The sequence below is a fragment of the Dactylosporangium sp. NPDC051541 genome (assembly GCF_044454505.1).
In the GTDB taxonomy this organism is placed as follows: Bacteria; Actinomycetota; Actinomycetes; order Mycobacteriales; family Micromonosporaceae; genus Dactylosporangium.
The window spans coordinates 591,008-611,339 of record NZ_JBITDU010000005.1; the positions used below are offsets into that span (position 1 = coordinate 591,008).

Sequence of the window (20,332 nt, forward strand, 5' to 3'; positions counted from 1 at the left end):
CTCAGCCGAGGTCCCAGTCGAGTTCCCAGGCCAGCACGTCGCCGTCGGCGGTGCGGGCCAGCACGGACCAGCCGCCGGCACCGAACCGCACCGCCACGGGCCGGGCGACGGTCGGCAGCACCCGCAGGCAGGCCCCGGCCCGCCGATCCCAGATCCGCACCTCGGCACCGTCACCCGCGGAGACGGCGAACCGCCCGTCCGGGCCGAGCCGGTCCGCGCCCGGCCCGGCCGGCCAGGTGAGGTCGGCGCCGGTCGGCGGGGCGGCGGGCCACACCGTGCGCAGGCCGGTCCGGACCGCCGACCGATCGGCGAGCCGCCGCCACGCGTCGAGCACTGGACCGGACCGCTGGTGGCCGCGCACGCCGCGGGCCTGGCGGAGCAGCCCGAGCGCCTCGGCGTCCCGCCGCTCGTCCATGGGCCCCGCTCGGCCGCGGCCAGCAGCCGGCGGGCCCTCTCCTGGGCCATGGCGAGCTCGGCCCGGGTCTGAGGACGGGACTGCGCGAACGGTGCCGTCCGCCCCGCCGGACAGGGCGAGCCGCCCGTCCGCGCTGACGTCCACGTCCAGCACGGGGCCGGTATGACCGGAGAGGACCGGCCCGGCCGGGCCCGGGTCGCGGTGCCAGACGCTGACGGTGCCGTCGGTCGAGCCGAGCACCGCCCGCCGGCCGTCGGCGGTCACCGCGGCCGCGCTCACCGGCGACGGCCGGCGGGGCAGCTCCCACCGCTCGCGGTTGTCCTCGACGTCCCAGATCACGAGCGTGGACGCGGGTGTCCACCGACGCCGGCCGATCGCCCGGCGTCCGCCCGGCGCGAGCCGGATGAGCCTGACCCCGCGCGGCGGCTTGCGTGGCCGGGCCCCGCCGTCGCCGTCGACCACGCCGCGCTCCCGATCGATGCCGGCCAGGAGGTCGTCCATGTCCGGGTCCGGCGCGGCCGCCCGGGCGTCGGCGAGCTCCGCGACGGCCGCGTCGTCGCGGATCTCGGCGCGGCGCCAGCGCAGCAGCGCGCTGTTGTAGACCGCCTGCGGGTGGTGGGGGTCGGCCCGCAGCGCCGCGGTCAGGGCCAGGTCGGCGGCTTCGGGCCGGCCCAGGTCCAGCTGCGACAGCGCGAGGTTGGTGAGCTCGCCGGCGCGCAGGTCGGCCGGGTAGTCGGCGTTGTACGGGTACGGGCCCCAGGTCTGCTCGTAGAACGCGAGGAGCTCCGCGGCAACCGCCGCCATCGTGTGCGGCCGCTCGGCCGGGTCGAGGCGCAGGCAGCGGGCCAGCAGGTCGGCCACGGGAGCGGGCATCGGCGGCAGCCACGGCTCGGGCGGGCCGTTGCGGCGGTACTCCTCCAGCGCATACGGCGCCGCCGCCCCGCTCGACCAGGTGACCCCGCCGGTGAACATTTCCAGCACCGTCACGGCCAGGCTCCACACGTCGGTGCGCCGGCTCAGCGGCCGCCCGGCGGTCTGCTCCGGCGACGCGTACGCCGGGGTGAACCCGCCCCGGGACACCAGCAAGCTGCGCGCCGGGTCCTGGGGGGCCGGGCGGTGGCCGGCTTCACGTCCTGGTGCACCAGGCCGTGCTCATGCGCGTGCTGCAGGCCCCGGGCGGTCTGCAGCGCGATGCCGACGATGCGGGGCAGGGGCCCGTCGTCGAGGCCGTCGCCCCGGTGCACGCGCCGGACGTGGTAACCCCCGTCGATGTGGTCGCCCACTCTCCACGTCGACGGCTCCGCCATCCCGCCATCCCGCCATCATGGCAGCCGGGGCCCGGCCCGGTATCCGGGCCGCCGAGGCTCAGCTGGTCAGGGACTCCTCCGAGACGCCCGGCGCGGGGGTGCGGTCGTCGGCGTGTTCCAGGACGCGCAGGCAGGACAGCACCACCAGCGGCAGCGCCGTGGCCAGGGCGGCGCCCAGGACGTTGAAGGACACCCCGTCCACGACGCCGGCCAGGAGGCAGGCTACGACCAGGCCGGACAGGGCGGCCCGGACCGGGGAGAAGACGCCGAGCAGGCGGCGCAGGCCGCCCCAGTCGCGCAGGAGCACGAATGTGGAGAAGATCAGGCAGCCCAGGACGAGGAACGTGAGCGGGCTGGTGACGGTGGTGACCACGTCGGCTTCGGCGATGCGGCGGGCGATGAAGCCGGCCGTGCCTTCCTGGGTGCGGACCAGGAGGCGGCCGATGGAGCTGCGCTGCTCTTCCGGGCGGAACAGGTCCAGGATCGCGAAGCCGGAGCTCACGAACAGGGCGGCGGCCGCGGCCCAGAGCAGGCGGGTGATGGTGAGCCAGCCGCCGACGGCCATGGCGGCGGCCAGGCAGACGCCGGCGGTGAGGGCGACCGCGCCGGAGGCGTCGGCGCCGAGGTACGGGCTGCCGATGACGACCATGCCGACGGCGCCGATGACGGCCATGACGAAGGGGCGCCAGCGGCGTTCGAAGCGCTGGGCCAGGGCGGCCCCGCCGAGCAGGGCGCCGGTGATGAGCAGGCCGAGGCCGATGACGCCCACGCCGGCGTAGCGGCCGCCGGCCACCGCGGAGTAGCCGGCGACGCCGTTGAGCTGCAGGCGGGAGCCGGTCAGCACGTCGAGGGCGACGGCCAGGGCGGCCACGGCGGAGACGCCGCCGAGGGGGGCGATGGCGCGGCTGCGGCGGGTCAGGAAGGCGATCGCGAACGTGGCGGCGCCGGTGACGGCCAGGGTGATGCCGCCGAAGGCGAGGGCCGGGTGCGGCCAGCGCCACCAGGGCAGGAGGTCGGCGACGAGGGCGGCCGGCACGGCCAGGGACGCGGCGATGAGCAGGACTTCGGCGGCGCGCACGACGGTGCGGGGCACGGGGCGGCGGGTCTGCGGGCCGGCCGGGCGTCGGGCCCGGCGCAGGAGCGGGACGACCAGCAGGAACAGCAGCAGCTCGGCGACGACCAGGGTCTGGAAGAAGTTGGTACCGACGCGACGCTGCACGGACGCCTCCCGGTCGGCGTCGGCGAGGCGGTTGACGGCGGCGGCGACGTCGGTGGGGCGGCCGCTGCCGATGGCGGCCGCGGCGCCCCCGGCGAAGACGGGCATGGGCCGGTCGAGCAGGGCGAGGGCGGTCGGGGCGAGGTCGACGACCTGGATGTATCCGGGGCGGGAGGTCGACGGGGAGGTCAGCCAGCCGCTGGTGAAGCCGGGGCCCTGGGCGATGGCGACGTGCAGCCGGCTGGTGGCGTCGAGGTCGGACAGGCCGGCCAGGATGACGACGGAGTGTTCGGGGCGGGCGGCGAGCACGCCGGCCAGGGCGGCGTCGGCGTGCCGGGCGTCGGCGGCCCGCGCGACCGGGTCGTCGCCGTCGATCGCGCCGACGTCGACGAGCGTGAGGGCGCAGGCGTCGAGGGCGGTGTCGTCGAGGGTTTCGGCGTACTTGTCGACGCGGCCGTAGGGGCGCGCGGCCGCGATCGCCGCGCCCGGGCCGACGGCGGTGGTGCAGCGCACGCCCTCGGCGAGGGCCCCGGGCTGGGCACCCCAGTGCAGGGCCCGGTTGCGGCTGACGAGGTCGGCCTGGTCGGGCAGGGTGGCGCTGCCGCTGGCCCCGTTGGTGGTGATCGGCACCTCGAGCGGCGGGCATTCGGGGGTGACGGGGCCGGGTGTGTAGACGGCGAGGTTGCCGGCGCCGAGGGTGAGCCAGCCGTCGCCGGCGCAGGTGATCCGGCGGGCCGAGCGCACCGACAGCGCCCCGATCGCGCCGCCCTGGGCCATCTGCCACATGGCCGGGGTGTCGGCCGCGTTGACGTCGTCCCAGCGCAGCCCCGCGACCCCGACGATGATCACGTAGTCGGCGGTGGGCTGGGCCGGGGCGGCGGCCGGGCGCGGGATGAGCGCGGCGACGCCGAGGAGCCCGGCCAGCAGCGCCAGCAGGGCGGGCGCGAACCGGTGCAGCCACCGCCGCATCAGCTGGCCCCGCGGGCGCGCAGCTCGGCGTACACCGCCTCGGCCTGGTCCACCGCGTCGCGTTCGGTGGGCCAGGTGGCGGCGCGGGCCAGACCCTGGCGGGCCAGTTCGGCGCGGGCGGCCGGGTCGTCGAGCAGCGCGACGACGGCGTCGTGGACGGCGTCGACGTCGGCCGGCTCGACCAGCCGCGCGGCGGTGCCCACGACCTCGGGGACGCCTCCGACCGCGGTGGAGACCAGCGGTACCCCCGCCGCCAATGTCTCTTGAATGAACAGCGGCTGGCCCTCCCACACGCTGGTCGCCACGACGAGGTCGGCCGCGCCGAGCAGGTCCGGCACGTCGGTGCGGTGGCCGAGGAGGTGGACCGGGGCGTGCTCCTCGGAGATCCGCTGCGCGAGGGACATGTAGGCGGGGCCGGAGCCGGCGATCACGGTGAACGGCTCGGGGTCGCGGTCGCGCCAGCGGGCGGCGGCGGAGACGAGGGTCTCGAACCCTTTCTGCGGGTGCAGGCGGCCGACCGCGAGGATGAACGGCTGGCCGGGCTCGGCGCCGAGCTCGGCCCGGACCTCGTCGCGGGTGCGGCGGGCCGGCCCGGGCACGGGCGCGGGGACCTTGGCCAGCCGCACGTCGCGGGCGCCGAGCTCGGTGGCGCGGGCGGCGAGGTCGCTGGACACGGCCAGGGTGACGTCGGCGGTCCGGGCCACCCGCCGTTCGAGCGGGTGGTAGAGACGGGCCCGCAAACCGGTGGCCAGGACGAGGTTGTGCCAGGTGACGATCAGGGGGGTGCCGCCTGGACGAGCGAGGGCCGCGACGAGCCCGGCGCGCAGGCTGTGGGCGTGGATCACGTCGGCGTCGCGGACGGAGCGGCGCAGGGCGCGCACGGCGAGCACGTCGCCGGGCTGCGGGCTGGGCGGGATCTCGACGGGTACGAACGTCGCACCGCGGCTCGCGAAGCGGAACTGCTCGTCGGTCGCGGCCGGCCCGTGCACGCTGACGTCGTGCCCGCGGGCGACCAGCCCGTCGGCCAGCATGGCCACGTGCCGCCCGATGCCACCCGTGCTGGAGCCCAGAACCAACGCGATGCGGGCGCCCACTATCCTGCCTTTCTTCCGGCGAGCCGCTGCAAGGTCGAGCGGTCCCCGACCGCCACCCCGGCGAGGAACACCACCGCCACCACGACTCCGCACAGCATGCCCTGCACGACGGCCCCGCCGGCACCCGGGGTTGCCAGGTGGGAGCGCAGCAACAGTCCCGCGCCGGTGGCGGCGGCGGCGACGACGACGCAGATCGATACGGTCCGGGCCGTCCCGGCGAGCGCTTCCCGGCCGGCCCGCCGGGCGACGGCGACGAGCAGGGCGGCGCCGAGCACGAGCATGCCGATCGAGTTGGCGGCGGCCACCGCGGCGACCCGGTCGGCCGGCGGCAGGGCGGTGGCCAGGGTGAGCGCGGCGACCGCGGCGGCGGCCCAGCCGGTGGCGGTGGCGACCGCGGCCGGGTAGGCGTTGCCGCCGGCGTAGAGGGCCCGGGACAGCAGCGCGAACAGCCCGTAGCCGACCAGCCCGGGCGCGAACCAGGCGATGCCGGCGGCCAGGGGCCCGACGGCGGGCGGGTGTGAGGACGCGGCGGCGAGCAGGACCGCCATCGGCCGGGCCAGCACGATCAGCCCGGCCGCGCCGAGGGCGCACAGCATCACCACGACGCGCACGGCGGGTGCGAGGCGGGCGGCGAACCCGGCCCGGTCCCCGGCGGCGCCCCGTTCGGCCAGCGCCGGGTAGCTCGTCGTCGCGACCGGCACGGCGAGGACGGCCCAGGGCAGCAGGAAGATCGTCTGGGCCAGGTTGTACACCACGATCGCGCCGTCGTCGGGGCTGTAGCTGACCAGGTTGATCGCCAGCCCGAGCACGAGCTGCTGCGTCCCGACGGTGACGATCCCGGCCACGACCAGGGGTTTGAGGGTCGCGATGGAGCCGACGTCGAGCCGGGTCGCCGCCCGGACGCCGAGCCCGAGCCGGCCGACCGGCACGACCAGGCAGAGCGACAGAACCGCGACGGCGGCGGTGGTACCGCCGGAGAGCAGCAACAGTTCCCCGTCGTCCACGGTCGCGAGGTCGGCCCCGCGCCCGGCGGCGGCACCGAACGCGATGTACACGCCCATCACGGTCAGGCTCGACAGCAGCGGCGCGATGACGGGCCAGGCGAAGCGCCGGTAGGTCTGCAGCGCTCCGGTGAGCACGATCCCGACCCCGTAGAGCGGCAGCTGGGGCGCGAAGACCCGCAGCATCCGCGCCCCGGCGTCGGTGACGTCGGCCGTCTGGCCGCTGGTGAGCAGCCCGACGAGGGGGTGGGCGAAGAGGGCGACGAGCAGCGCGACCGGCGTGAGGATGAGCACGACCCAGGTGAGCAACGCGCCGACGGTCCGCCCGGCCGTGGCCTTGTCCTTGCCGGCCAGCAGCGGCACGACGAGGCTCGCGAGGGCGCCCCCGGCGACCAGCTCGAAGATGATGTTCGGGATGGTGTTCGCGGCCTGGTAGGCGTCACCCAGCCGAGTGGTCCCGACCGACGAGTTGAACACGAGAATGCGGGCGAATCCGGCAATCCTGGCCAGGATGGTGAGCCCGGCGACGAGGGCCGCCGCGCCGAAGATCCGGCTCCGCGTCACCCGCGCGGGTAGGGAGACGGCTTGCGCTTCTCGACCGGCGGCGCGACCGGTGGCTCGATCGGCTTGCGGCCCCACTGGTCGATCTTGTGCAGCACGGTGTTGCCCTCGATGACCTTGGTGAAGCTGACCTTCTCGCTGGCGGCGGTCAGCGCCACGAGCCCGGCGAGGGCGGCGAGGCGGCCGAGGGTGCCGGTCTTCGCGGTGTACGCGACGCCGAGGAGGGCGCCGAGCGCATTGGCCCCGGCGTCGCCCAGCATGATCTCCTCGTTGAGGTCCGCGGGCAGCAACGCACCCGCAGCGCCCAGGGGGCCGGTCGCGCTCAAGGGAGTACCCACCAGGAATCCGGCTTTCAAAGCCCTTCCGGGGCGAAGATCGAGCAGGTTGAACAGGTTGGCGGCGCCCGCGATGACCCCGGCTCCCAGGAGCACGTCGATTTTTCGTCTGCGGGGCAGCAGGGCGGCGGCGGCCAGGCCGGCCGCACCGACCCCGGCGATCTTGACAAAGCCGCTGGTGACGCGGCCTTCGCGCAGCGCACCCAGGTGGCCCTTGAAGCCCTTGGCCGCGTGCTCGGGCCGGCCGCCGACCAGGTCGTCGTAGAGGCCGACGGCGCCCGACCCGAGGCCGGCGATCGCGGCCGCGGCGGCGTGCTCGGGGCGGTGGACGATCGCGCCCGCGGTCGCGCCCGCGGCGAGGGCCGGGCCACCGGCGAGCGAGACCGTGCGGCCGCGGAAGTTGGTGCGCTTGAGGGCCGGGTGGCCGTGCAGGGCGCGCAGGACAGCGCGGGCGACGCCGCCGCCGACCGGGCCGGCCAGGGCCCCCTGGATGAGGTTACGAACCATTGGTCACGCTCGCCGTCTTCGGCAGGAGGCTGTTGGCGCCGTCGCCGCTGCCGTAGTGGCCGTTCTTGCCGGCCAGCCGCTCGGTGAGGGCCATGACCGCCGCGACCTGCCCGTAGGCGGTGACGGCGTTGTCGACGGTGGAGATGGACTTGTTGACGGTCGCGTCGCCGATGACGGCGCCGACCAGGCCGTTGGCCGACAGCCCGGCGACGACGACGCGGGTGGCGAGGTCGAAGCGAGTGGCGACGGTCAGCACGGCGGCGTTGCGGTCCTTGGCGTCCTTGCCGCTGGCCGGGGCCCCGGCGACGATGATCGCGGCCTCGGCCGGGGTCTTGAGGTCGCCGTCGAGGCCGATGAAGCCCTGCGACTCGTAGGCCGACAGCACCGTGCGGGTGCCCTCGACCTGCGGCGTGCCGGCCTTGCCGAACAGGACCGCGGCGAGCAGCGCGGCCGAGGTGTCGACGCCGTTGGCCTGGTTGGGCAGGGCGCCGCTGACGCTCGGCGGGGCCGAGGACTCGGCCAGGTCCAGCAGCATCGCGCTGTTGGCCGGGGCGGTGAACTTCTCCTTGACCGTCACGGTGCCGACGACCTTCGCCCCGGCGGTGGCGAGCATGGTCGCGACGCCGTCGGTGGCGGTGTTGACGTCGCCGCTGTCGCTGCCGTCCAGCTTGACCAGCAGGATGTTCTTGTTCAGCAGCTTGTTGGCCAGCAGCATCGGCGCGACCTCGGTGGCGAAGTCGGCGTTCTTCTTCAGCTCCGCCCGCGACTGCTCGAGGTCGTCGCGCAGCTGAGACTTGTCGTCGGTGAGCGTGTTGACCTGCTCGTTGAGGTTCTCGGTGAGCGGGCCGTTGGCCGCCGCGGTCCCGACGACGAGGCCGATCGCCAGGGCCAGGAACACCGCGGCCAGCGACACCACGTGGTACCGGAAGTTGATCACAGCTTTTGGAGCCCGTCTACGAGAACAGCGTGAAGATCAGGTTGTCCCACCACTCGGCGATGACGCTGAGATAGGCCCGGCCGATCGTGGTGACCGCGAGCGCGGCGGCCATCGCGGCGATCGCCGAGGCGAGCAGCAGGACCAGCGAAGAGCCGGAGAGGCTCTGGCGGTACAGCCGGCTGACCCCTTTCGCGTCGACGAGCTTGCCGCCGAGCTTCAGCCGGGTCAGGAACGTGGACGCCATCCCGCCGCGGCCCTTGTCGAGGAACTCGATCAGGGTGTTGTGGGTGCCGACCGCGACCAGCAGCGACGCCCCCTTCTCGTCGGCCAGCAGCATCGCGATGTCCTCGCTGGTCGCGGCGGCCGGGAAGGTGATCGCCTCGACGCCGAGCCGCTGGACGCGGGCCAGCCCGGGCGCCCGCCCGTCCGGATACGCGTGCACGACGACCTCGGCCCCGCACCGCAGCACGTCGTCGCTGACCGAGTCCATGTCACCGATGATCATGTCGGGCGTGTAGCCGGCCTCGACCAGCGCGTCGGCGCCGCCGTCGACACCGATCAGGACGGGTTTGTACTCCCTGATGTATGGCCGCAGCACATCGATGTCGGCCTTGTAGTCGTAGCCGCGGACCACGATGAGGCAGTGCCGCCCGGCGATCTGCGTCTGGATCTCGGGCACGCCCACGCCGTCGAGGAGGAGCGCGCGCTCCTGCTTCAGATACTCCAGCGTGTTGGCCGCGAACGCCTCCAGCTGCACCGACAGCCCCGCGCGGGCCCCGGCCATCGCCTCGGCGACGGTCTCGGCGTCCTGCCGCACGCCCTTGGCGACGGCCTCCTCGCCGACATACACGGTGTCGCCCTCGATGCGCACCGGCTCGCCCTCGCGGAGCCGGTCGAACAGCTCCTCACCGAGGTCGTCGAGCAGCGGCACGCCGGCCTTGATCAGCCCCTCGGGCCCCAGGTTGGGATACCGCCCCGAGACCGACGGCTTCGCGTTGAGCACCGCCGTCACCCCGGAGGCGGCGAGGGAGTCGGCCGCCACCCGGTCGAGATCCACGTGGTCGATGACCGCGATGTCTCCCGGCCGTAGCCGCCCCACCAGGCGCTTCGTCCGCCGATCGAGCCGCACGACGCCGGCGATGACACCCGGCTCGGCGGGCCGGGTGCGGCGCAAGGTTGGAAGTCGCATCACACCCATCCTGGCATGGACGCGTACCGAAAGCCGGGTACGACATGTCCACGAGCAGGTGGTACGCCCCATTTCACGTTCCGGCGTGACGCCGGTCACCCTGATCGGGCTGTCAATTCCCCGACATACGACGTGCGTATTTGCGACGGAGGCGGCGCTCTCTCGTCAGCACGAGGAGTGGAGAGCGACCGACGACGGGCCGGAATCTCGCTGGGCAGGCGGGAGGTCTTGCGGCGGACGCTCGAAGTGAGGAGTCGTTCCGATGGGGACCTTGTCGTCGATCCGCCTGACCCGCGTGCCCAACCTCGCCGGCAAGACCCCGGCCGAGGCGACCGCGGCCCTACGCGCCGCCGGACTCGAGCTCGGAGTGATCCGCGAGATCGGCCCGGCCGGCGCCATGATCGTCCTGGAGCAGTCCACCTTGGCGATGACGGTCGCGCCCGTCGGCACCCGGGTCAACCTGCTCGTCGGCCGCCGCTGAGCAGCCGGCCCGCGCGGAAAAATCGGCCGGCGCGGAAAAATCGGCCGGCGCGGAGAAGTCGGCCGGCGCTGCATGATCAGCCGGCGTTGAGAAGCGGCGGACCGCTTCGGCCGCGAGCAGCAGCCCGCCGGCCCCGCAGTAGGCGAGCAGCAGCGCCTTCCACAGCACACCGTCGAAGAAGATCCCGCTGCCGTAGCCGATGAGCCCGGCCATGGTGGCCCAGATGCTCGCCCCGAGCGCCGTCCAGCCCTGAAAGCGCGCCGCCGGGTATCCGACCACCCCGGCGGCGAGCGCGGACGCCGACCGCCCGCCGGGCAGGTACCGCGCGAAGATCAGCACCTGCCAGCCCCGCGACTCCAGGGTCCGCCGCGCCCACTCGTACGCCGCCAGCCCCCGCGCCTTGCCCTGCAGCCGCCGCAGCACCCCCGGCCCGGCCCGCAGCCCGATCCGGTATGCCACGGTGTCGCCCACGAACGCCCCGCCGGCCCCAGCGAGAATCACCAACCCGATCGGCGGCTCCCCGACGGTCCCCGCCAGCACCGACACGGTGATCAGCGTCGACTCACTGGGCGACAGCGGCACGAGCGAGTCGAACCCGGCCACGAGCAACACCACGAGCAGCACCCAGGGCGACCCCGCAACCGCATCCACCACGATCTCAACGTAAAGCGATGGATCAAACGCAGGGCGTCGCTCACCATGCTCTCAGGAGAACAGGCCGGCGAGCCTCAGCCCCTCCCGGACCCGGCGCCGAAGGACACACCGATCCCCCGCACCGGCCCCGGAGAGAAGCTCTTCGCTCTTACGCGCGGCTCTTCTCCCGATCGGCGACCGACAGCAGCTCCTCGGCGTGCGCGATACCCAGGTCGGAGTCCGGCAGACCGGCCAGCATCCGCGCCAGTTCACGGGCGCGATCGGTGTGCTCGACGACCGTGACGCCGCTGGTGGTGACCGCTCCCCCGATGTCCTTGGCGACGACCAGATGACGGTCCGCGAACGCCGCTACCTGTGGAAGGTGCGTGACCACGAGCACCTGGTGATCCCGCGCCAGCCGGGCCAGTCGCTTCCCGATCTCGACGGCCGCAGTACCCCCGACGCCGGAATCGACCTCGTCGAAGACCAGCGTCGGCGGCCCCCCGGCCCCGGCGAACACGACTTCGATCGCGAGCATCACCCGGGACAGCTCACCCCCGGACGCCCCCTTCTGCAGCGGCTGCGCCGGCGCCCCCGGGTGCGGCAGGAGCCGCAGCTCGATGTCGTCCGCCCCGTCGGGCCCGACGCCGCTCTCCCCGGCCGCGGTGGTGACGCTCGGCCCGTTGCCGACCGGCTTCGGCTGGACCACGACCTGGATGCGGGCGTGCGGCATGGCCAGCCCGGCCAGCTCGACGGTCACGTCGGCGGCGAACCGGCCGGCGGCCTCGTGCCGGGCCGCGGACAGGACCGCCGCCAGCTCGGCGACCTCGCCGTGCAGCCGCTGCCGCTCCCGGTCGAGCTCTTCGAGGAGCCCGTCGGAGGTGTCGAGCTCGGCGAGGCGGGTGCGGGCGTGGTCGGCCCAGGCCACGACGCCGTCGACGTCCTCGGCGTATTTGCGGGTCAGGGCGCGCAGGGCGGCGCGGCGCTCGTAGACCTCCTCGAGGCGGCCCGGGTCGGCGTCGAGGGAGGCCAGGTAGGTGCCGAGCTCGGTGGAGACGTCGCCGGCCAGGGTCGCGACCTCGTCGAGGCGCACGGCCAGCTCGCCCAGGACCCGGTCGACGCCGGACTGGGCCTCCAGGGTGCGCCGGGCGGTCGAGATGAGGCTGAGCACGTCGGCCACGTCGTCGCCGCCGTCGCCGGTGCCGGACATCGCCATGTGGGCCAGCTGCGCCGCCGAACGCAGGCCCTCGACGTGCTCGAGGCGCTGGGCCTCCTCGCGCAGCAGCTCGTCCTCGCCGGGCTGCGGGTCGACCCGGGTGATCTCGTCGAGGCCGAGCTTGAGCAGCTCCGCCTCCTGGCTGCGCTGGCGGGCGTTGGCCCGCCGGTCGGCCAGGTCGTCCTCGACGGCGCGCCAGCGGTTGTAGAGCTCCGCGAACTGCCCGAGCAGCTTCTCGTGCCCCGCGCCGGCGTAACGGTCCAGGGAGCCGCGCTGCTCGGCCGGGCGCAGCAGCCGCAGCTGGTCGGACTGGCCGTGCAGGGCGAAGACGCGCTCGCCGACCTCCGACAGCAGCGACACCGGCACGGTCCGGCCGCCGAGGTGGGCCCGGGAGCGGCCCTCGGCGGTCAGGGTGCGGCTCATGAGCAGGGACCCGTCGTCGTCGACGGCGGCGCCCGCGTCGGCGATGCGGCTCTCCACCGCGGTCCGCACGTGGGTCGGCAGCGTCAACCGCCCGTCGACGGTGGCCCGGCCCGGGTCGGCACGCACCCGTCCCGCGTCGGCGCGGCCGCCGAAGAGCAGGTTGAGGCTCGTCACGACCATGGTCTTGCCCGCGCCGGTCTCGCCCGTGATGACCGTGAGGCCCGGGCCGAGGGGCAGGGTGGCGTCTTCGATCACGCCGAGTCCGGTAATGCGGAGTTCCTCCAGCACACGAGGAACACTAGCCGCGCAGTACGACAGTTCTCCACTCAGCCATGGCGTTTTTGATGCCGCCACCCGTCGACAGGCAGGCCGAACTTCGCCACGAGACGGTCCGTGAAGGCCCGCTCACGCAGGCGCACCACCCGGACGGGGAGGGCGCCCCGGCGCACCGTCACCGTCGAGCCGGGAGCGAGATCCATCACTCGCCGCCCGTCGCACGACAGCAGCGCGAAGTGCGTGAACGGCTCCACGTTGACCGTGATCGTCGACTCCGGCGTGATCACCAGCGGCCGGCTGAACAGCGCGTGCGCCGAGATCGGCACCAGCAGCAGCGCCTCCAGCTCCGGCCACACCACCGGGCCGCCGGCCGAGAACGCGTAGGCCGTCGAGCCCGTCGGGGTGGCACAGACCACGCCGTCGCAGCCGTAGCGCGACAAGGGCCGCCCGTCGACCTCGACGAGCAGCTCCAGCATCTTCTCGCGGGCGCCCTTCTCCACGGTGACCTCGTTGAGGGCCCAGGAGTGCCCGACCAGCTGCCCCGCGTGCTCGGCGGTCACGTCGATCGTGAGGCGCTCGTCGACCGTGTATGAACCCTCGACGATCTCCCGGACCGCCTTGTCCACGTCGCCGATCTCGGCCTCGGCCAGGAACCCGACCTTGCCGAGATTGATCCCCAGCAGCGGGGCCTTGGCCGGCCGGGCCAGCTCGGCCGCGCGCAGCAGCGTGCCGTCGCCGCCGAGCGCGAAGACGATCTCGACGCCCTGCGCGGCGGCCTCCCCGGTGACCGGGACCGCCCGGGGGATCGCCAGCTCCTTGGCCTCGTCGGCGAGGACGCGGACCGAGAAGCCATTGTCGAGCAGGTCGGCGGCCACGGTCCGGGCATGGTCGTTGTTGCTGGCTTTACCCGTGTGGGTGACCAGCAACGCCTCACGAACAGTCACGCCGATACTCCCTCGACGATTTCCTTGACCGCCGCCGGATCGACCGGCGGGGCGTCGCGGCGCAGCCACAGGAAGAACTCCACGTTGCCCTGCGGCCCCGGCAGCGGACTGCGGGCCACCCCGGCCACGCCGAGCCCGAGCCCGGCGGCCGCGGCGGCCACGTCGAGCACCGCCCCGGTCCGCAGCGCCGGGTCTCGGACGACACCGCGGTCGCCCAATGCCTCTTTACCCACCTCGAACTGCGGCTTCACCATCGGCACCAGGTCACCGTCCGGGCCCGTGCACGCGAGCAGCGCCGGCAGCACCAGCCGCAGCGAGATGAACGACAGGTCGGCGACGGTCAGGTCACACACGCCGCCGATCTGCTCCGGCGTCAGCGTGCGCACATTCGTCCGCTCGATGACGTGCACGCGCTCGTCGGTCCGCAGCGACCAGGCGATCTGGCCGTAGCCGACGTCGACCGCGGCCACCGCGGCGGCCCCGCGGCGCAGCAGGACGTCGGTGAACCCGCCGGTCGACGCGCCCGCGTCCAGGCAGCGGCGGCCATCCACCGACAGCCCGCCGGGCCGCGCCGCGAACGCGTCCAGCGCCCCGGCCAGCTTGTGCCCGCCCCGCGAGACGTACTCGTCCTCCACCGACTCCAGCACCCGCACCGGGTCCGCCGGGTCGATCTGGGCCGCGGCCTTGCCGGCGGCGGTGCCCCGCACCTCCACGCGGCCCGCGGCGATCAGCGCCGCCGCCTGCTCCCGGGAGCGGGCCAGCCCGCGGCGCACGAGCTCCGCGTCGAGCCGGTTGCGGCGCGCCATCAGCCAGCAGCTCCCTGCATCCTCGTCAGCGTTCTTCGATCGTGCCCAGCGTCTCCTGCAGCGTGCGGTGGGCATCGGCGTAGACCGAAACCTGCTGCCGCAACGGGAGCGACGCTACCTCGCCCAACGCCGCAACCGCCGCCTCGACCCGGCCGATGACCCCCGCACCGGGCGGACCCGGCATCGGCGCAGGGCCGCCGCCAGCGCCGGGACCAGGCACAGGACCAGGGACGGGGCCGGTCATGACGCCGTCTTCCGGGGCGCGCGAGTGGCCTTCTTCACGGGCAGCTTGTCCGACGCCGGCCCGACGTCAGAGGCGGCGGCGACCTGCTCGATGGCCTTCTTCGCGACGGCCTTCTTGGCCGGGGTCGTCTTTGCCGGCGGTACCGTCGCAGCCTTTGCGGGGGCCACCTTCTCGGGGGTCACCTTGGCCGCGGGAGCCAGTTTTTTCGCCACAACCTTCTTTACGGGCGCCGGGGCATCTTCGATCACTTCCGCGCCGACCGGCGGCGCGGGCTCGTGCGGCGGCGCGAGCGCGTTGACGGCCGCGTCCTTGAGCTGGGCCTCGAGCTCGTGCACCCGCGCCGTCAGCGCCGACACCTCGTCCGCGGTGGCCAGGCCGACCGCCCCGAGCGCCCGGTCGAGCTCGTAGCGCACCAGCTTCGTCAGCGCCTCCCGGTTCGACGAGCCGGCCCGCAGCAGGTCCTCGGCCATCGCCTGCAGCTGCTCAGCCGTCGCGCCGCTCTTGCCGACCAGGCGCCGGACCGTCTTGGTCGCCTTCTTCGTGGTGGCCTCGGTCATGCCGTAGGCGAGCTCCAGATAGGCCCGCCATGCTTCCTGCGCCATATTGCGTCTCTCCTCCAACTGGTGTACGCCATCACGCTACCGGGCGTGGCACGAAGCCGTACGGTACCGTCACATTCCACGGAACCGGTTGAAGACGGGATTTTCGCGCCATGGCAACGGTTGACGAGTGTCGCGCCGCCCTCGAGAAGCTCGCGGAGCGGCTGGGTTCCAACACCGGCGGCGGCGCCCGCGAAAAACTCGACTTCGACCGGACCCTCGCGTGCCGCGTCACCGACCTGGGCGTGGCGTTCCACGGCCGCCTCCAGGGCGGCGAGATCACCGGCCTGACCGACGGCGACGACCCGCGCGCCAAAATCAAGCTGACCTCGTCCAGCGACGACCTGGTATCCCTGGTCAACGGCCAGCTCAACGTCATGCAGGCGTGGACGGGCGGCCGCATCAAGATCGAGGCCGGCGTGATGGACCTGCTGAAGCTGCGCAAGCTCCTCTGACCCTTGACGGTGACCCCTTGACCGGGCCCGATATGTCGGGCGCTCCGCGCCGCGCTTCGCTCGACATATCGGATTTATCGCCCGACGGGGTATTCGCGGTTTTCGTCGCCCGCCCCGCGCGCGTTCGCACGACGCGAAACGACGGACTCAGGCCAGCTTCAGCCACTCCAGCGCGGCCTGAGCGGCCGCACCCTGCCCCGTGACCGGCCGGACCGCCCCCGCGGCCCACGCGACCTGACAGAGCGCCAGCAACGCATCCACGCGCCGCCCGTCCCCCGCCAGTTCCCACGAGCCGGAGCGGTCCGTCACAGACCATTTTTGCGGCATTGGTACAGCATGTGCCGGCTCGAAAAGCCCGCCCAGATCCTCGGCCACAAACGTCGGCCGCCGCTCGACCGGAGCCGCCAGCAGTTCGGCCGCATCGCTCACCCCGGTCAGCACCAGCAGGCTGTCCATCCCGGCCCGGTACGCGCCCTCGATGTCCGTGTCCAGCCGATCCCCGACGACCAGGGGCCGCTGCGCGCCACGCTCCCGCGCCGACTCCAGGAACAGCGCCGGATCGGGCTTGCCGACGATCGTGTCCGGCTGCCGTCCGAGCGCGGTCGCCAGCGCCGCGACCAGCGCCCCGTTCCCGGGTAGCGGCCCGCGCGGCGAGGGCAGCGTCCGGTCGGCGTTCGTGGCGATCCAGGCCGCCCCGCCACGAATCGCGACCGCGGCGTCACCGAGGTCCCGCATCCGCACGTCCGGCCCGTACCCCTGGACGACGACCCGGGCTTGTTCAGCCTCCTCGACCACCGTCAACCCGGCCGCCGCGACCTCGTCCCGCAACGCTTGAGCGCCGAGGACGAGCACCGCGGTACCCGCCGAAAATCGCTCCGCCAGCAGCAGCGCCGTCGCGTGCGCCGACGTGACCACTTCCCGCTCCGCGGCCGGAATCCCGATCCGGGTGAGCAGCGCCGCGACGTCACCGGGGAGCCGCGAGGCGTTGTTCGTCGCGTACGCGCTGGGAATCCCCCGCTCCCGCAGCTTCGCACAGGCCTCGGCGGCGCCGGGAATGACCTGGTCGACGAGGTACAGCACCCCGTCGAGGTCAAAGATCACCAGGTCGTAGTGCCCGACCAGGTCATCCCCGAGCTCCGCCGCACTCACGCCTTGGCCTTGCCGTCCCCGTCGCCCCGGTCCGCGGAGTCCGACCCGGCCGGGTTCGACCCGGCCGCATCTTCGCCATCAGCCGCGGAGGCCGGCGCATCGACGTGGTCACCGTCAACCTCGTCGTCGGCCGCCGTCTGCTCCGATCCATCCGCGTCCGCGCCGTCTTCGTCGCTCGCGGAGTCCTGGGCACGGTCGCCGTCGTGGTCCCCGTCTACGTCGTCGTCATGGCCGAGGTCGTCATCGCTCTCGTCCTCGTCGTCGTAGTCGTCATCTTCATCGTCGTCTTCGTCATCTTCGTCGTCGTAGTCATCCCGGTCGTCGTCTTCATCGTCGTCCCGGTCATCTACGTCGTCATCGTCGTCGTCGTCATCTTCGTCGTCTTCGTCGTCGAGGTCGTCGTCATCCTCGTCGTCGTAGCCGTCGTCCTCGCGATCGTCATCATCATCGCGATCGTCGTCGTCTTCGTCGTCATCGCGATCGTCTTCGTCGTCGAGGTCGTCCTCGTCGTCGTAGTCGTCCCGGTCGCCGTCTTCGTCGTCCCGGTCGCCGTCCCGGTCGTCGTCATCCTCGTCGTCGGAGTTGTCGGAGTCGCGGTCCTGGCGGGCGTCGCCGGCCGAGACCTCCTCCTCGTCGTCCTCCGTGTCACCGTCGAGGGTGATCCCGTCGAGCTCGAGCAGCCGCTCAGCCGCGTCGGTGCGCAGCTCCTCGTCCAGGTCGGCGGCCCGCGCGAACCATTCCCGCGCCTCTTCCCGGCGCCCGGCCCGCAGGAGCGCGTCGGCGTAGGCGTATCGGAGCCGAGCCGCCCACGGCGCGTCCGGAGCCGAGGTCAGCTCCCGCACCTGCAGCATCGCCACCGCCGCGTCGTTCTGCCCGAGGTCGCCCCGCGCTCCGGCCGCCACGATGAGCAGCTCCACGATCTCCTCGGCCGAGAGCCGCTCCCGGTCCGCGGTCCGGAAGAGGTCGATCGCCTTCTCCGGCCGCCCGAGGGCCCGCTCACAGTCCGCGATGACCGCGATGTGCGTCTGCTTGCCGCTCATCCGGTGGTACGTCCGCAGCTCCCCGAGCGCCGTCTGCCACTCGCCGGCGTGGTACGCCGCGAGCCCGGCCGCCTCCCGGACCGCCGCGATCCGCGACGCCTTCCGCCGCGCGACGAGCGCATGCGCAAGCGCCAGTTCGGGGTCGTCGTCGATGAGCTGCCCGGCCGCGACGAGCCGCCGCGCGACCTCCTCGGCCACGGGCCGAGCCAGGGAGCTCAGCTCCGAGCGCACCTCACGGTCGAGCTCCGACGGGTCGACGTCATCGGCGAGCACCGGGTCGGCGACCCGGCTGACCGTCTCCTCGCCACCTTCGTCGCTGCTGACGAACCCGGGGTCGCTGCTGCGCGGCCGATACCCGCCGGCGTCACTGCGCCGAAGCCCTTCGGCCCGCTGGAACCCGCCGCCACGCGCACCGGCGTCCCGATCCCGGAACCCACCGTCACGCCCACCGGTGTCACGCCCACGGAACCCACCGTCGCGTCCACCGCCGTCACGTCCACGGAACCCACCGTCCCGCGACCCGCCATCCCGATCCCGGAACCCGGACGGACGGTCACCACGCGGAGCCCCGCCATCCCGATCACGGAACGACCGCTCCGGCCGATCCCCACGCGGCGGCCCACCGTCCCGATCCCGGTACGGCCGGTCCCCACGCGGAGCGCCATCCCGATCCCGGAACCCGGACGGACGATCGCCACGCGGCGGCCCACCATCACGGTCACGGTACGGCCGGTCCCCACGGGGAGCCCCGCCATCCCGATCCCGGAACGACCGCTCCGGCCGATCCCCACGGGGCGGCCCACCATCGCGATCCCGGAACGGACGATCCGGCCGGTCGCCCCGAGGAGCGCCATCACGATCCCGGAACCCGGACGGACGGTCACCACGCGGCGGCCCACCATCACGGTCACGGTACGGCCGATCCCCACGGGGAGCCCCGCCATCCCGATCACGGAACGACCGCTCCGGCCGATCCCCACGGGGCGGCCCACCATCGCGATCCCGGAACGGCCGCTGCGGCCGATCCCCACCATCACGGAACCCGCCACCACTGCTGCGGTCCCGGAAGCCACCACCATCACGGCTCTGATACGGCCGGTCCCCACGGGGCGGCCCACCATCGCGATCCCGGAACGGACGATCCGGCCGGTCGCCCCGAGGAGCGCCATCCCGATCCCGGAACCCGGACGGACGGTCCCCACGCGGCGGGCCACCATCACGATCGCGATAGGGTCGATCCCCACGGGGAGCCCCGCCATCACGATCCCGGAACGGCCGCTGCGGCCGATCCCCACGGAACCCGCCACCGGAGCGCTCGCCACCGTCCCGATCCCGGAACGGACGATCCGGCCGGTCACCCCGAGGAGCGCCATCCCGATCCCGGAACCCGGACGGACGGTCCCCACGCGGCGGCCCACCATCACGATCGCGGTACGGCCGGTCTCCACGGGGAGCGCCACCATCACGGAACCCACCGCCACTGCCACCGGAGCTGCGGTCGCGGAAGCCACCACCGCTACCACCACTGCTGCGGTCACGGAAGCCACCGCTGCCGCCACCATCACGGTCGCGGTACGGCCGATCCCCACGGGGTGCACCATCGCGATCCCGGAACGACCGCTCCGGCCGATCCCCGCGCGGAGCACCATCCCGATCCCGATACGGCCGATCCCCGCGCGGAGCTCCACCGTCACGGAACCCACCGCCGCTGCCACCGCCGCTGCCACCGCCGCTGCTGCGGTCGCGGTAACCGCCGCCGCTGCCACCACTGCTACGGTCGCGGAACCCGCCACCACTGCCACCGTCACGGTCGCGGTACGGCCGGTCGCCACGGACCCCGCCGGCGCGGTCGCCGCCACGGTCACCTCGGTCACGGGAGTCGCCGCGGTCCCGGAAGCCGGACGGCCGATCCCCGCGGGAACCGCCCCGGTCTCGATCGTCGCCGCGTGACCCGGACCCAGATCCGGAGCGCGAGTCATCCCTGCGCGGCCGTCGCGGACCGCCGTCCCGGCCTTCGCCGTCGCCGCCGTTGGGCATTGCGTTCACGACTCTCATCCTTCCCGACCGGGGTAGGCCCCATGCACTCGACCCGGCAAACGGCCCCGGACCGCGCATGCGCTCGCCCAGGCAAACAACCCGGGCCCCAGCCGTACGGACTCGCCCGGAAGACATCTCAGACCCAGCCTCACGCGGCCGGCCTCGCTGAACAAACCCGGGCGTCACAATGCGCAGGGTTCCAGAAACGAATCAAGGGCCGCCCAATAGGGCGACCCTTGATCAAAGTTAGTCCGGCGGCGTCCTACTCTCCCACACTCTCGCGGGTGCAGTACCATCGGCGCTGGAGGGCTTAGCTTCCGGGTTCGGAATGGGACCGGGCGTTTCCCCTCCGCTATGGCCGCCGTAACACTATGAACCTGTCAACCACCGCACACCAAACCCTGTCAACGGGGTTCGGGTGCGTTCTGGTATTGGTTCAGAATCACACAGTGGATGCGTTGTCTTCGTTGCTTGGTTTGTAGGTCAAGTCCTCGGCCT

General features: G+C 73.6%; 17 protein-coding genes, 1 rRNA gene and 1 pseudogene. 2 read left to right on the plus strand and 17 right to left on the minus strand.

Annotation, left to right across the window (positions count from 1 at the left end; translation table 11 throughout):
* Position 1 precedes the first annotated feature (1 nt).
* The 7 genes from ACIA8L_RS26480 to steA all read right to left on the minus strand — a co-directional run bounded on the left by ACIA8L_RS26480 (position 2) and on the right by steA (position 9,531).
* Positions 2-1,495, minus strand: coding sequence for a protein kinase (locus ACIA8L_RS26480; RefSeq protein WP_395909012.1), 1,494 nt, complete (start codon positions 1,493-1,495; stop codon positions 2-4).
* A gap of 285 nt (positions 1,496-1,780) precedes the next feature.
* Positions 1,781-3,907 (minus strand): hypothetical protein, encoded by a 2,127-nt coding sequence (locus ACIA8L_RS26485; RefSeq protein WP_395909013.1) that lies wholly within the window; start codon positions 3,905-3,907, stop codon positions 1,781-1,783.
* Complete coding sequence (locus ACIA8L_RS26490; protein ID WP_395909015.1) at positions 3,907-5,001, minus strand: glycosyltransferase family 4 protein; 1,095 nt, start codon at positions 4,999-5,001, stop codon at positions 3,907-3,909. The genes ACIA8L_RS26485 and ACIA8L_RS26490 overlap by 1 nt, the downstream gene beginning before the upstream one ends.
* Positions 5,001-6,566: a murein biosynthesis integral membrane protein MurJ gene (gene murJ, locus ACIA8L_RS26495; RefSeq protein WP_395909016.1), complete on the minus strand. Its 1,566-nt coding sequence runs from the start codon at positions 6,564-6,566 to the stop codon at positions 5,001-5,003. The genes ACIA8L_RS26490 and murJ overlap by 1 nt, the downstream gene beginning before the upstream one ends.
* Positions 6,563-7,405 carry a hypothetical protein gene (locus tag ACIA8L_RS26500; protein ID WP_395909017.1) on the minus strand — a complete coding sequence of 281 codons (843 nt, stop codon included), beginning with the start codon at positions 7,403-7,405 and terminating at the stop codon, positions 6,563-6,565. The genes murJ and ACIA8L_RS26500 overlap by 4 nt, the downstream gene beginning before the upstream one ends.
* On the minus strand, positions 7,395-8,342 hold the full coding sequence (locus ACIA8L_RS26505) for a copper transporter (protein WP_395909018.1): 948 nt from the start codon (positions 8,340-8,342) through the stop codon (positions 7,395-7,397). Before ACIA8L_RS26505 ends, ACIA8L_RS26500 begins: the two co-directional genes overlap by 11 nt.
* Positions 8,343-8,358: 16 nt before the next feature.
* On the minus strand, positions 8,359-9,531 hold the full coding sequence (steA, locus tag ACIA8L_RS26510) for a putative cytokinetic ring protein SteA (protein WP_395909019.1): 1,173 nt from the start codon (positions 9,529-9,531) through the stop codon (positions 8,359-8,361).
* Positions 9,532-9,793: 262 nt separating this feature from the next.
* Between steA and ACIA8L_RS26515 the strand changes: the two genes are divergently transcribed.
* Positions 9,794-10,012 carry a PASTA domain-containing protein gene (locus ACIA8L_RS26515; RefSeq protein WP_395909021.1) on the plus strand — a complete coding sequence of 73 codons (219 nt, stop codon included), beginning with the start codon at positions 9,794-9,796 and terminating at the stop codon, positions 10,010-10,012.
* A 204-nt stretch (positions 10,013-10,216) separates the two neighbouring features.
* Here the strand turns inward: ACIA8L_RS26515 and ACIA8L_RS26520 are convergent.
* From ACIA8L_RS26520 to ACIA8L_RS26545, 6 genes and pseudogenes are all read right to left on the minus strand, one after another.
* Positions 10,217-10,666: pseudogene (locus tag ACIA8L_RS26520) on the minus strand (DedA family protein); the annotation flags it as partial.
* Between the two features lie 148 nt (positions 10,667-10,814).
* A complete protein-coding gene (gene recN / locus ACIA8L_RS26525) occupies positions 10,815-12,572 on the minus strand; it encodes a DNA repair protein RecN (RefSeq protein ID WP_395909023.1) in 1,758 nt (585 codons plus the stop codon).
* Between the two features lie 38 nt (positions 12,573-12,610).
* Positions 12,611-13,510, minus strand: a complete 900-nt coding sequence (locus tag ACIA8L_RS26530) for an NAD kinase (protein ID WP_395909052.1) — start codon at positions 13,508-13,510, stop codon at positions 12,611-12,613.
* Positions 13,501-14,310, minus strand: a complete 810-nt coding sequence (locus ACIA8L_RS26535) for a TlyA family RNA methyltransferase (RefSeq protein WP_395909024.1) — start codon at positions 14,308-14,310, stop codon at positions 13,501-13,503. Before ACIA8L_RS26535 ends, ACIA8L_RS26530 begins: the two co-directional genes overlap by 10 nt.
* Before the next feature lie 25 nt (positions 14,311-14,335).
* Positions 14,336-14,494, minus strand: coding sequence for a hypothetical protein (locus tag ACIA8L_RS26540; protein WP_395909025.1), 159 nt, complete (start codon positions 14,492-14,494; stop codon positions 14,336-14,338).
* A gap of 56 nt (positions 14,495-14,550) precedes the next feature.
* The gene (locus ACIA8L_RS26545; protein WP_395909027.1) at positions 14,551-15,156 is read right to left on the minus strand and encodes a hypothetical protein; all 606 of its coding nucleotides are present in this window, start codon (positions 15,154-15,156) and stop codon (positions 14,551-14,553) included.
* A gap of 110 nt (positions 15,157-15,266) precedes the next feature.
* On the opposite strand from ACIA8L_RS26545, the gene ACIA8L_RS26550 reads away from it, so the two are divergent.
* The gene (locus tag ACIA8L_RS26550) at positions 15,267-15,608 is read left to right on the plus strand and encodes an SCP2 sterol-binding domain-containing protein (RefSeq protein ID WP_395909028.1); all 342 of its coding nucleotides are present in this window, start codon (positions 15,267-15,269) and stop codon (positions 15,606-15,608) included.
* Between the two features lie 147 nt (positions 15,609-15,755).
* Here the strand turns inward: ACIA8L_RS26550 and ACIA8L_RS26555 are convergent, their stop codons facing one another.
* From ACIA8L_RS26555 to rrf, 4 genes are all read right to left on the minus strand, one after another.
* A complete protein-coding gene (locus ACIA8L_RS26555) occupies positions 15,756-16,757 on the minus strand; it encodes an HAD-IIA family hydrolase (RefSeq protein WP_395909029.1) in 1,002 nt (333 codons plus the stop codon).
* Positions 16,754-18,070, minus strand: a complete 1,317-nt coding sequence (locus ACIA8L_RS26560; protein ID WP_395909030.1) for a hypothetical protein — start codon at positions 18,068-18,070, stop codon at positions 16,754-16,756. The genes ACIA8L_RS26555 and ACIA8L_RS26560 overlap by 4 nt, the downstream gene beginning before the upstream one ends.
* Positions 18,013-19,671: a hypothetical protein gene (locus ACIA8L_RS26565; RefSeq protein ID WP_395909031.1), complete on the minus strand. Its 1,659-nt coding sequence runs from the start codon at positions 19,669-19,671 to the stop codon at positions 18,013-18,015. Before ACIA8L_RS26565 ends, ACIA8L_RS26560 begins: the two co-directional genes overlap by 58 nt.
* 412 nt (positions 19,672-20,083) lie before the next feature.
* A 5S ribosomal RNA gene (rrf, locus tag ACIA8L_RS26570) occupies positions 20,084-20,200 on the minus strand.
* Positions 20,201-20,332 lie beyond the last annotated feature (132 nt).

Bases quoted from the DNA above. Each gene is read 5' to 3' on its own strand.
- ACIA8L_RS26485 (WP_395909013.1), bottom strand. From the start codon at position 3,907: ATGCGGCGGTGGCTGCACCGGTTCGCGCCCGCCCTGCTGGCGCTGCTG.
- ACIA8L_RS26500 (WP_395909017.1), bottom strand. From the start codon at position 7,405: ATGGTTCGTAACCTCATCCAGGGGGCCCTGGCCGGCCCGGTCGGCGGC.
- steA (WP_395909019.1), bottom strand. From the start codon at position 9,531: ATGCGACTTCCAACCTTGCGCCGCACCCGGCCCGCCGAGCCGGGTGTC.
- ACIA8L_RS26515 (WP_395909021.1), top strand. From the start codon at position 9,794: ATGGGGACCTTGTCGTCGATCCGCCTGACCCGCGTGCCCAACCTCGCC.
- ACIA8L_RS26535 (WP_395909024.1), bottom strand. From the start codon at position 14,310: ATGGCGCGCCGCAACCGGCTCGACGCGGAGCTCGTGCGCCGCGGGCTG.
- ACIA8L_RS26540 (WP_395909025.1), bottom strand. From the start codon at position 14,494: ATGCCGGGTCCGCCCGGTGCGGGGGTCATCGGCCGGGTCGAGGCGGCG.
- ACIA8L_RS26545 (WP_395909027.1), bottom strand. From the start codon at position 15,156: ATGGCGCAGGAAGCATGGCGGGCCTATCTGGAGCTCGCCTACGGCATG.
- ACIA8L_RS26550 (WP_395909028.1), top strand. From the start codon at position 15,267: ATGGCAACGGTTGACGAGTGTCGCGCCGCCCTCGAGAAGCTCGCGGAG.